This is a genomic window from Arthrobacter sp. LAPM80 (assembly GCF_046736435.1).
Taxonomy (GTDB): domain Bacteria; phylum Actinomycetota; class Actinomycetes; order Actinomycetales; family Micrococcaceae; genus Specibacter.
In genome coordinates this window covers 198,919-212,489 of record NZ_JBCHVD010000003.1, presented here as the reverse complement: position 1 = coordinate 212,489, position 13,571 = coordinate 198,919, and the positions used below count along the sequence as shown (strand labels likewise).

The window sequence follows — 13,571 nt, the reverse complement described above, 5'->3', positions numbered from 1 at the left end:
GGCTTAACCAACGAAAGGCCGCCCGGGAACAAATCCCGGGCGGCCTTTCGTGTTCCTACTCGCAGCCGACCCCATCGCCGTCGCGGTCAAACTTGGCCTGGAATCCGGGATCCCCGGCGCGGATCGGGGCGGCACCGGCGGCCCGCACCGCGGAGCAGTTCTGGTAGTAGACCCCGGCAGCCGGCGGCTGGACAAGCGGTGCCGGTGGAGCCGCGGGAGGTGCGGGTGCAGGCGCCGGCGCGGCCTCAACCGGGGCGACCTCTTTCACGGGTGCCGGTGGCGGCAGCACGACCGGCTCCGCCGGGGGAGGGGTCTGGTTTGTGGGCACCTGGATGTCGGCGCAGCCACCCAAGACAGTTGCCATGGCATCATGTTCACCCTGGGTCACCCACAGCTTGTAGGTGGCCTTGACCGAGACCTGCCGGGCGACGTATTCGCAGCGGTAGCCCTTGTTCGGTGGCAGCCATGTGGCCGCGTCGCTGGCGCCCTTTTGCTGGTTGCTGGGGCCGTCAACGGCGAGCAGGTTCAGGGGGTCGTTGGCGAGTGCCGTGCGCTGGTCGACGCTCAGCTGCTGGGCGCCCTTCTGCCACGCGTCGTTCAGCGCAACCACATGGTCAATCTGCACGGCGCCACTTGTCGACTGCCCCCGCACGAAGGAAATCGTGGTGGCAGTGTAGGGGTCAGCCAGGACACCGGTGAGCACCTGGCATTCGCGGGATCCGGCCTTGAAAGTTTTGGCCGTGAGGTCGCGGGCAAGGATGTCGTTGCGGGTGTCGCAGCCGTTCCTGTCCACATCCGCCCAGGCCTGGCCAAACTTCTCCCGGCTGTAGCCTGTCTTGGGCGCTCGGCCCTTGATCGGAAGCGTCGCCAGTACCTCAAGCGCCTTGGCTGCATAGGCCGGCTGCTTGTTGGCTGCCAGGTCCGCATTGCCCGCGTTGGGGGTGACGTCGCCGTCGAGCGGCGCCTGGTCGTCGGCCTCGGGCGTGGGGCTCGGTGTAGCGTTTGTCGTGGCGGGCTGCTTGGCCATGGCCGACGGCGGGGCCACCATGGTCGCGGGTGCGCCGCCGCACGCTGTGGTCACCAGGAGGACCGACGCAAGCACCGACCCCATGATGAAATCGGTGGCCCTCAAAGAGCGGATTGGACGTGCTGAAGACAAGGCGTGGTTCTCCCAAGGTAGGTGGCATGAGGTGAACTCCCAGCTTACAGTCAGCCAACGACACGGGGGCGTCAGGCGGCGGTGAGCTCCGCAAGGATGCTGCGCAGGATTTCCTCCCCGGCGAGGATGCCGCGCACAGAGGTGAGCCGCAGATGGGAAGCCAGGTATCCGGCGTCATGCAATTCGCCGTGGAGGGGGCGGAAGGCGAGGTCCGCGCCGTCAAGCATGTCCTGGTCGAGCAGGGAGTCGCCGGCGGCTATGACAGTGCCCGAACCTGTGCGGCGCGCCACCTCGGCCAGGGCGTCGGACTTGTTGATGGGCAGCGGGACGCAATACAGCTTCCGGCCTTGCACCGACACGCTCCAGCCACCCTCGGCACACAGCTGCACGAGCGCCGCCAGGAAGGTTTCGGGCATGGCGTCACGGTCGATGATCGCGTAGACAAAGAGGTCCTCGGCGCGGCGCACACGCAGGATCCACGGGGCGAAACCGGAGCGGCCGAGGTACGCCTCGATGGTTTCAAGCGGCGTACAGGCCGCAGCCATGGTGCCCGTTAGCTGCTCGCGCCACGCGGCATCCGGCACGCCGTGGTGCACCAGCACCCCGCCATTGGAGGTGACGGCGTACTCGGGCACGGGGCCCGGCAACCGCACGCGCTCGTACTGGGCCTGCGTGCGCGTGGTGACGGGCACGAACGTGGCGGCCGACTTCACCGAGAGCAGCAGTTCCTCGGCGGCCCGCGTCATGAAGGACAGCGGCGCGCCCTCGTACACCTCGGCAACGACAATGGCCGGGGCGTCCTTGTCTTCGCCCGTGAGCCAGAGGGCGCTCTTGGAGTAAATGAGCGTGCGGTCGAGGTCGCAGGCGACCAGAGTTGTGGCCCTCATGCGTTGTGCACGGCCTTACCGTCGGCGCCCACGGCGCTCTTGTCGAAGCGGGGATGGATCAGGCCGACACAGCTGTACGGCAGGCCCGGCACTTCCTCCACGGGGGTGCCGCGTTGTTTAGCGAGCAGCAGGACATGGACCACGTCGTCAACGGCATCAGGGTTGACGAGCACCCGCCACGGCACCCGGCGCAGCAGCACGCGCGTGGTTTCACCGACGCCTGGCTTCACGAGATTGACGTTGTTGATCCCGTACTCGGTGCTGATCCGTTCAACTGCCTCCCAGCCCACCCAGCTCGGCGCCGGCGCGGCGGCCACGTGCTGGGCCACCTGGCGTTCAACGGCGGGGCGCACGGCATCAAAGTGGGCGCCGATGGCGGTCAGGAAGTCGTTTGAAACGTCGCTGCCGGCCAGATCCGCGTAGAACTTCGCGCCGTGGAAGTCGTGCGGACCAATGTGCTCAACGTTGAAGACCGTGCGTGAGACAAGACCCGACACTGTGGAATTCAGGCAGGCGGAGGGGATCAGATAGTCCTCGCGGGTGCCGAACATCGAAACGCAGTGGCCCGGGTCGGCCAGCACTGCCAGGTCGTCCTGAAAGCGGACGCCGGTGCCGGCGGCAAAATCGTCAAGCGCCGCCGTCAGCTCCCGTGAAATGGCGCCCTTGCCTGTCCATCCGTCGACAAAAAGGATCCTGGCCGGGTCGAAGTTGGCCGCAAGGTAGCGCAGTGCCGTGGGATCCAGGCCCACGCCGCGCACGATGCTCATGGTGAAATGCGGCAGCTCGATCCCGTGGATCTGCCGGGCCCAACGCCGCATCAGGATGCCGATGGGGGTGCCCGCGCGTGCCAGCGACACCAGCACAGGCTGGTTGTTCCGGCCGGCAAGCGCAAGCTCGGTCACAACCCCGACGGCCGTGGCAATCCGCGTGCCGGCGCGCTGAACTGCCTGCGTGTACAGTGCCTGGTATTCGGCACTCGGCGAGTATTCCACCGGAAGCGACTGGGCATAATTCGCCGCGCCCGACTGGATGGCCTGCTCGCGCTCCTCCGTGGGCGCCTCCAACGCAATATGGCTCAAGTCCTTCAACAGCCAGGTGACATCCTCCGCAGGATAGGAACCAAAATCCGGTCCGGTCAGGGGCGTGGGCAGGGGAAACTGGCTCATGGCGAAACCTCGGTCTGTGGGGTTGTGGCCGGGTTGTCGGCAGGAAGAAGAACGACGAGGACGTCATCGGCCACCGCACGCAGCGCCACTGCCAGCGGGGGCAGGACCGGGACGGAGCTGTGCAGCAGTTCATCGCGGCCCGTACCCGGTTCAGGGAACACCACGATGGTGCCGGGCCGTTGCCCCGTACCGTTCAGGTTATAGGCAAAGCGGGGGCCCGGTCCGTCGTTGGTGAGGTCGTGGCTGGCAAACGTCAGGGCGCCGGCAATGGCGTAGTCGTGACGGTCAAGGGGCACGATGGGGGAGCGGGTCGTCGTGGAAAAGCGCACGTCGGCATCCGGGCGCAGGCGATCCAACTCCCTGGCCACGGCCAGCGGGAGGAACATGTTTTCCTCGCAGCCGAGGACAATGAACGGGCCCTGGCAGCGGTGGGCTGCAAGGTAGGCGCCGACGTGCCCGGCAATCGCCTCAATGGTGGCGGGTGCCGGTGCGGTGCGGTTGCCGAACCTGTCGCTGCGCACAGGGGTGAGGTCCTCGGCAGCCAGTTCAAGCATGGCGAGGCGGCCCCCGGGGGCGTCAACTACCTGTTGTGCCTGCTGAAGGTGTTCCACCAGGGTCTGACCCCGGCCCAGTAGGTCCTCGGGCAGTTCTATCCAACCCGTCCCCAGCGCCGTCACGGAAATCCTGGCGCCCAGTTCGGCGGCCAAAGCCTCGAAGCGGGCGCGGTCTTCGGCGCTGCGCAGGTCGATCAGTGCCGCCACCACATATTCCCCATGCGGAGTCAGGGCATGCAGCTCGCGGATGGTGTTGATGACAGTTGAACCCGTGCTGAACTCGTCATCGACAAGAATGACGGGCCCTGTTCGCTGGAGCCACTGCGGATCGGTGGGCACCATGGCGTGTGAGGTGGCGTGTGAATGCCCCTCCTGGAATCCCGCCACAGCCTCCACGCCGGGCGTTGCATGGCGGGTCGAGTGGATGTAGTAGGCGCCCAGCGCATTCGCCACCAGCCGGCCCAGCCCGGTTGCGGTTTCGGCGTAGCCAATCACGACGGCGTCGGGCACCACTGTGCGCAGCCCCGCCACCTGCCCGGCGAGGGCTGCGATGGCGGCCTGCCGCTGCCCGGGCGGGGATGCCAGGACTGCGGTGAGCTGCCCGGCTGCCGCGGAGAGGCGTGTCGCGTCGGACGTTGAGGGGTAAAGCTCCCGTGCGACAAAGGCGCCCAGCAGTTCCCCCGCCGCGATGACAAGCGCCGGTTCGGTGGGCACATGTTTGGCCAGGACCCGTGACACCAGCAGGTGGGCACGCTTGGGGTTGCGGCGCACGGCCAGCCCCACCAGGTCCTGCACGGCAACGGCGCCGGCCGGGTCACTGTGGATGGCCACGTCAAGGCATCCGGCGACGAATCCGCCTGTCCATGCGGGTGTTTCGCTGCCGCCGCTCATGCCATGTTCGCTTCAAGAAGGTCCACGAAGGTGATGTTCGCGGTGGACACGCCGAAGGCATCGGCACGCAGGAGTGTGCGCTTGGCCCACGCCTGGTGCGGCTTCATCTCGTTCATTTTGTTTCCGTAGGGGGACGCCGCGGCGCCGCCCTTTTCATTGCCGGCGATGGCCAGTGCGTCGAGGTATTCCTCATGGCTGACGACGCTCAGGGCGTGCACGAGGGCGACGTGGGTGGGGTGAATGACAGTCTTTCCCAGCAGCCCGTTGGCCAGGTCGAGTTGGATCTCGCGGATCAAGGTGTCAAGGCCCGCCGTCATGATGCGCTGGCGCAGTTCCTGCTCCTGGGGCCGGGCGAACGGGGTGACGCGCAGCTGGGGGCGCAGTACGCGCTCGGTGTTTGAGTAATGCTCCCAGACGGGGCCTGAAATGACGAAGCCGCCCTCGGGCCGCCCCAGCACGTTCACGATGTCGCCGATCACGTTGGCCACCACGGTGACGTCGTAAATGGTCAGGTCGCGGGAGCGGCGCAGGCCAAAGGCGCTGGACATGTCGGTGGCGCCGATCCGCACCGAGAGGACATCCTCCCGGTTTGTGGCAAGTAGCGCATGGATGTTTGTCAGGGCCGCTGCACGGGTTTCCACATGGATGACTGCGGGGGATTCCAGGATGGGCAGGATGCGCAGACGCCTGGGCGTGCGGCCCGCTCCGGCGCCGGGAGCAGCGGCTGTCCCGTCCAAGCCCAGCTCTGACTGGAGAACGTGCAGGGCGTCAAGGAAGGAGGCGCCGACGCCCGACTCGTTGTCGAACTTCGGGATGACAAAACCGGTCAGCAGTCCCGTGGCGGCACCGGCCCGCCGGCCCACGGACAGCATTTGTTCGGGGGTCCTGACGCGGACAAAGAGCAGCGGCAGGTCCTCCGCTCCGGCGTCGAGGCCGCGGAGCGCGGAAATGACATTGTCCTCGGCCCGGTCAACGTCGGCGTCGGGGATGGAGTCCTCAAGGCACAGCACCATTGACACGCAGCCAAGGTCACGCTGGCGCAGTACATCCTTGACAAGATCCGGCCGGTTTGCCGGGGTGTACAGGGTGCCGCCCAGGGCGACAGCCAGCAGTTCCGGGGCGCTTTCCGTTGTCAGCTCCACCGGAAGACGGTGAAAAAGACCTGTCGTTTGGGAAGTGGTCAGGGAACGGAAATGTCGCATTGGCCCTTTCAAGCTGCTGCAGGCAGGCACTGTATGCCGTGGCGGGAATATGTCTTAGCGTCCGTAGGCGGAGGAAGGTGCGCTGCGGGTCATGGAAAAATCGAACTCCTGCCAGATCTGCAGGTCGGGCCAGTCGTGGGGGACGGGCTCGGCCCGCAGCTCAAGCACATTGCCGATCCTGTGGACCAGCAACACCATCTGCGTGCCGTCGGCTGCCGGTGGCAGAGCAACGCTCTCGCCCGAAAACAGCCGGACCCCCATAGTGGCGCTGCTGCGGTTGATGAAAATGGCGCGGCGCAATTCGCGGACATGGCGCAGCACGATCAACGCATCCCGGCCGTGGTAGCCCACGAGTTCCCTGTTGCCTGCTGTCATGACGGAGGTGCCTGCCCTGTGGCCCTCGACAGTCTGGCCGCCCACCACCTTGCGCACGCTTTCCCACGCGGCAGCCGTGCTGCCACTGACAACAAGGCTGCCCACCGCCGACTGCATCGCGGACAACCGCAGAACCCTGTCTGCAAAGTTCAGCTCGTACAGCTCCGCAATGCCAGGGGCTGGGAACAGCAGGCCCACCTCGTGGTCCTCCCGCTTGGCCCGCTCCCGTTGTGCCGCGAGCTTTTGGGCGCGGGGATTCACGGACGACGCCGGTGCCCCGCCTCCCAGCACCAAGCCGGACGGGCGCTGCGGCTGGCCCTGAGGGCGGCCCAGGTTGAGCCCGCCCGAGGGTTGCTGGGCCGGAGCAGTGAGGGCCGGAGCCGTGAGGGCTGCGGCGGGTGCCGGCGGCTGTGCGGTGCCTGCCTTGATGCGGCGGCGCAGGAACGGCAGGTCTGTGCGCGGGGTCGACGAAGGGTTCATGTGGGGCCTACAGGCCGATTCCGTAGTCCTTGGCCACGCCGGCCAGACCCGTGCTGTAGCCCTGGCCCAAAGCCCTGAATTTCCAGTCGTCGCGGTGCCTGTACAGCTCGCCGAAGATCATTGCCGTCACCGACTCAAGCCCCGCCACGGAGATGTCAAAGCGCACGAGCTCACGGTTTTCTGCCGTGGCAACGCGGATGTGGGCGCTGCGCACCGAGGCAAAGTTCCCCGGGCCCCGGAATTCCGGATCCGCATAGGCAAGGAAGATAATCTTCGAGATTTCAGCCGGAACCTGGGCCAGTTCGACGTCGATCTGCTCCATGTCGCCGTCGCCGATGAACGTGGCGGAGGCGTCGGCGCTGACAAGCTGGTTGAAGAACACCAGATGGTCGTTTGAAACGGCCTGGCCACCGGCGTCGCACATGAGGGCAAACGGCACCAACTCCGCCTGCGGCCCACGGCTGGGGATGGTGTCCCAGCCCATGCCGACCACGACGTGGCCAAGGCCCGGGTTTTCAGCTGTCAGGGCCGCGTTGGCCCCCGCCACTAGTGTTGCCAAGACTGGCCCTCCAAACGCAATGGGTCCCGCTCTGTTACTGGGTTTTGAAGCTGCAGGGCGGCATCCTGGGCGGAGAACTTGTCCGCGAGGAAGCGCCCGTGGGTGGAAAGTTCCTCCACGGCACCGATGCGGATCTGGTTGAGCAAATCCGCAAGGGTCATCTCAAGGGTGGCCAGTTGCTCCGCAAAGAGGAATGTCGCCGAGGACTCTTCGTCATGGTGCGCCGCAGGCAGCGCCAGGTACGCCTGCAGCGGGGTGGGCACGTAGCTGCAAATCATGGCATTGAGCAGCACTCGCTGCTCGGTTGAACAACCCCTGACGGCGATGTCTGCCACGGCGTCGCGCATCAGGTCGCCCAGGTGGCGCAGCTGGGACATCAACAGCGGCGGCAGTTTGCTCCCCGAGCGGCGGACCGCAGCACGCAGTGAGTCAACCGAGGCGCCCATCTGGGAAATCTCCTCGGCAATGGGGTCAACAACGGGACGGCCGGGCACCTCGGGTGCCCCGCCGCCGCCAAAAAAGCCCCCTACAAAACGGCCAATCATAGCGCCACCCTTGTTCCGTCGTCGTGCTTTCCAGCCTACTCGCGTTCAGACTGGCGTGAACGCTCCAGGTACGGCTTGGCCTTGGCCAGGCCGTCCTCCAGTGCGTGCACGGTGCCTTCCATGTTCTTGGCTGCCGACGCGCGGAACGTGTCAATGGCATCCATGGTCTGGAAGACGTTGTCGAAGGCCTTCTGTAGCGTCTCAACGCTGACGCCTGAGCTGGCGGCTTGCTGGTGGATGCGGACCGTCTGGTCCTTGAGCATCTCAGAGGTCTTCAGGATCATGTTGTTCGTTGTGGTGTTGATGGCGTCGATCTGGTCAAGCACCATCTTCTGGTTCGCCAGGGCCTGGGCCACGATGACGGCGGTGCGCAGCGCCGAAATGGTGGTGGTGCGGGCCCTGTCCACGCCCTTGATGAGCTCAAGGTTGTTCTTGCGGATCAGGTCCATGGCAAGGTAGCCCTGCACCGACACTGCCAGCTGGGTCAGGATGTCCTGGTGGCGCTGGCGGATCGGGAAGAGGACGTCTGCCTCAAGCTTCTGGGCCTGCTCGATCTGGCCGGAGGCGCGGGTGGCGTCGATCTTCTCAACACAGGCGGTGTCAAGTGCCTTGGCAAAGACCGCGTATTCGCTCAGGCCCTGCATGGTTTCCCACAGCTTGACCTTTTCCCCTGCAAGCGAGGCGTTGTCCTTGAGGAGTTCGTCCTGGCCGGCCATCAGGGACTTGATGATGGCGTCGAGCTGGGTCTGAGCGGACTCGTACTTCTGGAAGTATTTGGCCAGCTTGTTCCCGCCCGGCAGGAAGCCCAGGACCTTGCGGCCAACGCTGAGGTCCGCGTTGTTCGGGGTGAGGTCCTCGACGGTGGTGCGCAGGTCGTTCAAGGTTCCGGCAACCTGGGCCTGGGCGCTGTTGCCGCTCTTCTTGGCACCTGCAACGGATGTTGAGGAGCGCTCCAACATCCGGCTTGAGGCGTCGGAGGATGTTGTCATCTCGGTGCCGGCCAGCTTGGAAATGCCGTCAACCTTGCTGGTGAATTCCGGGCTGCGGGCATCAAAGGTGGCGATCTCGGCAATGAAATCCGCCGCCTGGCGGCTGATCTCGGCCTGGCGCTCGGCAGGCACGGGAACCATGCCGGGGGCCTCGTCCGCCACGATAATCTCCGGGGCGTCCGGGGCCTTCAGGACAAGTGCATTTTCGGCTTCGGTGGGAGGGGTCAGTGCTGAAGACATGGTGGGATCCAATTTTCCGGTAGCAGGGTTGCAGGGTGGACAAAAGGTGTGGGTCAGCCCAACGGAACGCCGAAGTCGGTGGCGATTCCGGCCAGGCCGCTGGAGTAGCCCTGGCCCACGGCCTTGAACTTCCATTCGGCACCGTTGCGGTAGATTTCCGCGAACAGCATGGACGTCTCAGGTGCTGCGTCTTCGCTCAGATCGAAGCGCACAATTTCCGTATCGTTGCCCTGGTTGACCACACGGCAGTATGCCCCGCGGACCTGACCAAAGTTCTGGCCACGGGCGTCCGCCTGGTCAATCGAGACAACAATGACAACACGCTCAACGTCCGCGGCGACCTTGGTGAGGTCGATGAGGATCTGCTCGTCGTCGCCGGCGCCCTCGCCTGAACGGTTGTCGCCAAGGTGGGTGACTGAACCGTCCTTCGAGGCGGGCTGGTTGTAAAAGATGAAGTCATCGCCGGAGCGCACCTTTCCTGACGCTGCCACCAGGAGTGCCGAGGCATCCAGGTCGAAGGCATCGCCTGTGGTGGTGCGGGGGTCCCAGCCCAAGCCGATGAGTGCCTTTTGCAGGCCCGGGTCGGTCTTGGTCAACGAAAGATTGTTGCCTTTTGCAAGTGTCAAGCCTGCCATGATTCTTAGTCCTTACTGTGTGGATGGTCAATAGTTGCTGGGCCCACGCGTCCGAGGGGCCCAACCCCTGACGCGCCAGCGGCTGGGATTGGGGAGGACGTGGGGACTAGTCCAGGACAATCCCGTAGTCGGTTGCAATGCCGTGCAGGCCGCTCGCGTAACCCTGGCCGACGGCGCGGAACTTCCATTCGCCGCCGTTGCGGTAGATTTCGGCGAAGACCATCGTCGTCTCGGATGCGGCGTCCTCGGAGAGGTCGTAGCGGACGATTTCGTGGTCGTTGTTCTGGTTGACCACGCGGCAGTAGGCGTCGCGGACCTGGCCGAAGTTCTGTCGGCGGGCCTCGGCCTGGTCGATCGAGACCACGATGACAACCTTGTCGACGTCGGGGGATACGGTGGCGAGGTTGATCAGGATCTGCTCGTCGTCGCCGTCGCCTTCACCGGTCCTGTTGTCGCCCTGGTGGACGACGGAGCCGTCCTTGGATTCCAGCTGGTTGTAGAAGATGAAGTCATCGTTGTTGCGGACCTTGCCGCGATTCGTGACCAGAATGGCCGACGCATCAAGGTCAAAGGCCTCCCCGCTGGTGGTGCGCGGGTCCCAACCCAAACCAACCATGGCCATTTGCAGGCCGGGATCGGCCTTGGTCAAAGAAAGGTTGCTGCCTTTGGAAAGTGTCAAAGATGCCATGAAAACTAAACTCCTCATATGACGAAGCGGTGCTGAGAAATAAAACTAAATGCTTGTGCCGAAACCCTACAGTGCCGCGGCTGCGGGCTGGATCAGATCCATCGCGGTGCGTCCGTTTGCGCGGTCGCCAATGGCTGTGAACTTCCAGCCTGTACCTTCGCGGGAGACCTTGGCCATGATCATGGCCGTGTGGTTGCCTGAATCGGTGAGCTGGAAGCGGGCAACCTCGGGGGACCCTGCCGTCGAGTCGTCAAGAAGGCGGCAGAACGCGTTCTCAATGGTGTCGAAGGTCTGCCGGCTGTAGCTGCTGATGACAAACACGATCTGGGCGACGGCCGGGGAAACCTTGGCAAGGTCAACCAGGATGGTCTCGTCATCGCCCTCGCCCTCGCCTGTGAGGTTGTCGCCCGTGTGGCGCGTGGAGCCGTCCTTGCTCTGCAACTGGTTGAAGAACACGGTGTCCAGGGTATTGCCGCTTGCGTCGAAGAAGATGGCCGATGCGTCAAGGTCGACGTCGGCAGCCTTCTTCAAGCCGCCAAAGAAACCCTTCTTGACGGGGGCTGCGGAGTCCCAGCCCAAGCCCATCCGCACCCGGGTGAGGGCAGCGCCGTCGTTCTTCTTCAGTGAAAGGGCCTGGCCCTTTTGCAAACTAAGTCCCATAACGTTTTGCTCCTTGTGAATTGGGTGGGGAAAATTTGTCGAAGATCAGCTGCAAAGCTGGTCCGCCGGGGTTTTCTGGGCCGCGGTAATCCGCTTGTTCCGGGCAATGGAGGACAGGAATGCGGCGCCGATGAAGAACACGCCGATGACACCTGTGATGACCTCGTTGACCTCGATGCTGATGGTCAGCAGCAAGATGATGGCGAGGGCGCCAATGGCCCAGTGGGCGCCGTGGTCAAGGTATTCGTAGTCATCCAGGGTCCCCTCGCGAACGAGGAATACGGTGAGCGAACGGACGAAGATGGCCCCGATCAGGCCAAGGCCCAAGGCGATGATGATGGGGTCTGAGGTGATGGCGAAGGCACCAATGACACCGTCGAAGGAGAAGGACGCGTCAATGACCTCAAGGTAGAGAAAGAGCATGAATGCTGCCTTGCCAACCGCCTTTCCCACGCCATTGTTGGCCTTCTTGGCTACTGCCGCCGTCTCGGGACTTTCGTCCCCGTCAACATTGAACAGCTCGCCAAGGCCGTTGACCAGCAGGTACGTGATCATGCCCAAGATGCCGGCAATCAGCACGTCAACTTCCTTGCCCGGGCGTACCATGACAGCCGCAATGACGAGGATGACGAGGGAGATGGCCATGGCGGCGCCCTGCAAGCGGCCAATGAAGGCCAGCGGCTTTTCCAGGAAGCCCAGCCAGTGCAGTTCACGTTCCTCAAACATGAAGTCAAGGAACAACATCAGCAAGAAGACGCCCCCAAAGGCGGCGATCAGCGGATGCGCGTCGTGCAGGAGGTAGGCATAACTGCCGGGAGTGTGGATGTCGCCCTTCTCAAGGGCCAGCTGAACCGCTTCGAGTGGGTTGAGGTTGGCGGTGACACCCACAATCAACAGGGGAAAGGCGATGCGCATGCCGAGAACGGCGATCAGGATGCCCACGGTGAGGAAGATCTTCTGCCAGAACGCGCTCATCTTCTCCAGGATGCGGGCGTTCACCACGGCGTTGTCAAAGCTGAGGCTGACCTCAAGGACACCCAGAATTGCGCAAAGGACCAGTGCCTCGACGCCACCATAGAAGAACGCGACTACGAGTGCCACCGCGGTGATCCCGAAGGACCAGCCAAAAGTTTTCAAGAACACGCGCTGACAAGCTCCTCAAGAGTCCCCCGGAAGGGTGGGCCGGGGATTTGTGGTCGGTCTGGATACAGCCGCACGCGGCCGGACAGCTCACGCGCGGATCCTGCAAATTCAATTATCTCTATTCACACTACATATTCCTAATGGTTGACGAGGGTGAAAGGTTCCTTATTTGCCGCTGGAAGTGATGACAGCCATACTGCCGCACGGCTCCGACAAAGTGGCGCTGGAGGTGGCCGCCGCTCGACGTCCGGATCAGGGCGGCCGTCATGGCGGCGCATAAGGGCGAAGTTGTCCGATGCAGGCAGTAGGGTCTTCCCAACACCATGCGTGCCGTGGCATCGTGCAACGAGCAAGGAGCTGTGAATCATGACCGAGATTTCACTGGATACAAAAGGACAGAACAGGCTCAACATTCTGGTGCGGTGGGCGGCGGAGGTTGCCCGCACCGGTCGCCAGGTGCCGGACCACGGCGATCTGGAACTCATCGCACATACCAAGGTGGTGGCCGTGGATGGTGGCGGAGCCGGCATTGTTCAGCAGTGGGAACCGGCCATCAGCTGGATGTTCAAGCAGGCCGCCTTCGGAGTGGCCGACCCCTACCTCTTCCTTCCCGAGGACCTGCTCAGCCCGACTGCCCCGTCCGGGCAAAGGCCCGACATCGCGCCTGAAGGGGCGCCAGCAGCCGCACCGGCGTCGCGCATCCCGAAGTGGGAGGTGTCCGCCCTCGAGCAGGTGCGTGGTGCCATCGGACGGTACATCAAGCCGCTGCAGGATCTGAAGGCACGCGACGCCAATGAGGGTGACACCCGCCTGATTGTCACCGACTTGCTGTGCGAGGGCCTGGACTACGACAAGTTCAGGGACCTCACCACCGAATACATGGTGAAGCAGGACTTTGCCGACTACGGGGTGCGGATCGACAAGCAGATGGTGGCCTTCATCGAGGTCAAGAGGATCAGCCAGAAACTCAACGAACGGCACCTGCGCCAGGTGCAGATGTATGCCGTGAACGAAGGCATCGAGTGGATGATCCTGACCAACGGTGCCGTGTGGCAGGCCTACCACCTGACCGGCGGGCTGCCGGTGGTGGTGAACATGGCCTTCGAAATTGATCTTTTGGGGCCGGCAACGTTGGAGGAGAAGGCGGAGATGATGTTCCTGCTCCACCGCGAAGCCCTGAAGCGCCGGCGCATCGACGAATCCTGGAAGCACAGGGCTGCCACCGAGCCCAAGGCGCTGCTGGACGTCATCCTGTCCGAGACGATCCTTGACCAGATCCGCAAGGAAGTGAAAAGGCGGACCGGGACCACAACCACGCCCGAAGCTGTCAGCGAGGTCATCCGGGCCGAAATTGTTGATCCGAAGCTGCTGGCCAAGCTCTTCAAGCCGTAGCACCGG

At 64.2% G+C, this 13,571-nt stretch carries 14 protein-coding genes; 1 reads left to right on the top strand and 13 read right to left on the bottom strand.

Annotated features, from left to right (window positions below):
• Window positions 1-55: 55 nt before the first annotated feature.
• The 13 genes from AAGW05_RS05165 to AAGW05_RS05105 all read right to left on the bottom strand — a co-directional run bounded on the left by AAGW05_RS05165 (window position 56) and on the right by AAGW05_RS05105 (window position 12,173).
• A complete protein-coding gene (locus AAGW05_RS05165) occupies window positions 56-1,132 on the bottom strand; it encodes a DUF1524 domain-containing protein (protein ID WP_411803405.1) in 1,077 nt (358 codons plus the stop codon).
• 98 nt (window positions 1,133-1,230) lie between these two features.
• Window positions 1,231-2,046 (bottom strand): HAD family hydrolase, encoded by an 816-nt coding sequence (locus AAGW05_RS05160; RefSeq protein ID WP_411803404.1) that lies wholly within the window; start codon window positions 2,044-2,046, stop codon window positions 1,231-1,233.
• A complete protein-coding gene (locus tag AAGW05_RS05155) occupies window positions 2,043-3,212 on the bottom strand; it encodes a cysteine protease StiP family protein (protein ID WP_411803403.1) in 1,170 nt (389 codons plus the stop codon). The genes AAGW05_RS05160 and AAGW05_RS05155 overlap by 4 nt, the downstream gene beginning before the upstream one ends.
• Entirely contained in the window at window positions 3,209-4,657 is a 1,449-nt protein-coding gene (locus tag AAGW05_RS05150) for a phosphoribosyltransferase domain-containing protein (protein ID WP_411803402.1), read from the bottom strand. Before AAGW05_RS05150 ends, AAGW05_RS05155 begins: the two co-directional genes overlap by 4 nt.
• Complete coding sequence (locus AAGW05_RS05145; RefSeq protein WP_411803401.1) at window positions 4,654-5,799, bottom strand: HpcH/HpaI aldolase/citrate lyase family protein; 1,146 nt, start codon at window positions 5,797-5,799, stop codon at window positions 4,654-4,656. Before AAGW05_RS05145 ends, AAGW05_RS05150 begins: the two co-directional genes overlap by 4 nt.
• A 114-nt stretch (window positions 5,800-5,913) precedes the next feature.
• Window positions 5,914-6,714, bottom strand: a complete 801-nt coding sequence (locus AAGW05_RS05140) for a hypothetical protein (protein ID WP_411803400.1) — start codon at window positions 6,712-6,714, stop codon at window positions 5,914-5,916.
• A gap of 7 nt (window positions 6,715-6,721) precedes the next feature.
• Window positions 6,722-7,273, bottom strand: coding sequence for a TerD family protein (locus AAGW05_RS05135; protein ID WP_411803399.1), 552 nt, complete (start codon window positions 7,271-7,273; stop codon window positions 6,722-6,724).
• Window positions 7,261-7,818 carry a hypothetical protein gene (locus tag AAGW05_RS05130; protein ID WP_411803398.1) on the bottom strand — a complete coding sequence of 186 codons (558 nt, stop codon included), beginning with the start codon at window positions 7,816-7,818 and terminating at the stop codon, window positions 7,261-7,263. Before AAGW05_RS05130 ends, AAGW05_RS05135 begins: the two co-directional genes overlap by 13 nt.
• 35 nt (window positions 7,819-7,853) lie before the next feature.
• Complete coding sequence (locus AAGW05_RS05125; protein ID WP_411803397.1) at window positions 7,854-9,047, bottom strand: toxic anion resistance protein; 1,194 nt, start codon at window positions 9,045-9,047, stop codon at window positions 7,854-7,856.
• Window positions 9,048-9,100: 53 nt separating this feature from the next.
• Window positions 9,101-9,682 carry a TerD family protein gene (locus AAGW05_RS05120; protein WP_411803396.1) on the bottom strand — a complete coding sequence of 194 codons (582 nt, stop codon included), beginning with the start codon at window positions 9,680-9,682 and terminating at the stop codon, window positions 9,101-9,103.
• Between the two features lie 106 nt (window positions 9,683-9,788).
• On the bottom strand, window positions 9,789-10,370 hold the full coding sequence (locus AAGW05_RS05115; RefSeq protein ID WP_411803395.1) for a TerD family protein: 582 nt from the start codon (window positions 10,368-10,370) through the stop codon (window positions 9,789-9,791).
• Window positions 10,371-10,436: 66 nt separating this feature from the next.
• Window positions 10,437-11,030: a TerD family protein gene (locus AAGW05_RS05110; RefSeq protein ID WP_411803394.1), complete on the bottom strand. Its 594-nt coding sequence runs from the start codon at window positions 11,028-11,030 to the stop codon at window positions 10,437-10,439.
• Between the two features lie 45 nt (window positions 11,031-11,075).
• Window positions 11,076-12,173, bottom strand: a complete 1,098-nt coding sequence (locus AAGW05_RS05105; RefSeq protein ID WP_411803393.1) for a DUF475 domain-containing protein — start codon at window positions 12,171-12,173, stop codon at window positions 11,076-11,078.
• A gap of 366 nt (window positions 12,174-12,539) precedes the next feature.
• On the opposite strand from AAGW05_RS05105, the gene AAGW05_RS05100 reads away from it, so the two are divergent.
• Window positions 12,540-13,565 carry a hypothetical protein gene (locus AAGW05_RS05100; protein ID WP_411803392.1) on the top strand — a complete coding sequence of 342 codons (1,026 nt, stop codon included), beginning with the start codon at window positions 12,540-12,542 and terminating at the stop codon, window positions 13,563-13,565.
• The last annotated feature ends 6 nt before the right edge of the window (window positions 13,566-13,571 follow it).